The following is a 259-nucleotide window of genomic DNA, read 5'->3' as shown; positions in this document are numbered from 1 at the left end:
GGCGCCAGTTGGCTGGCGATCACCGTTTGCCCTTCCTGCGTGACCACGCCGACCACATCGCCATCGATTGGCGCGACAATCCGCGTGTACGCCAAATTGACCTTGGCCGTGTCGATCTGGATGTGCGCGCTTTTGATCTGCGCGTCCAGCGACATCAGATTGGCCTGTTGTACCTGATAGTTCGACTCGGCGTTTTCGAAATCCTGGCGCGAGATCGACGCGTCGTCCTGCAAGTTCTTGTAGCGCTCGTAAATCGCTT

The 259-nt window shown here is 57.9% G+C and carries 1 pseudogene; it reads right to left on the bottom strand.

The window, feature by feature from the left end:
* A pseudogene (locus BK660_RS32310) lies at positions 1-259 on the bottom strand (efflux transporter periplasmic adaptor subunit); the annotation flags it as partial.

This window comes from Pseudomonas brassicacearum, from assembly GCF_003732265.1.
Classification (GTDB): domain Bacteria; phylum Pseudomonadota; class Gammaproteobacteria; order Pseudomonadales; family Pseudomonadaceae; genus Aquipseudomonas; species Aquipseudomonas brassicacearum_D.
The sequence above is the reverse complement of the archived record's forward strand: the minus strand, read 5'-3'. Positions and strand labels throughout refer to the sequence as shown.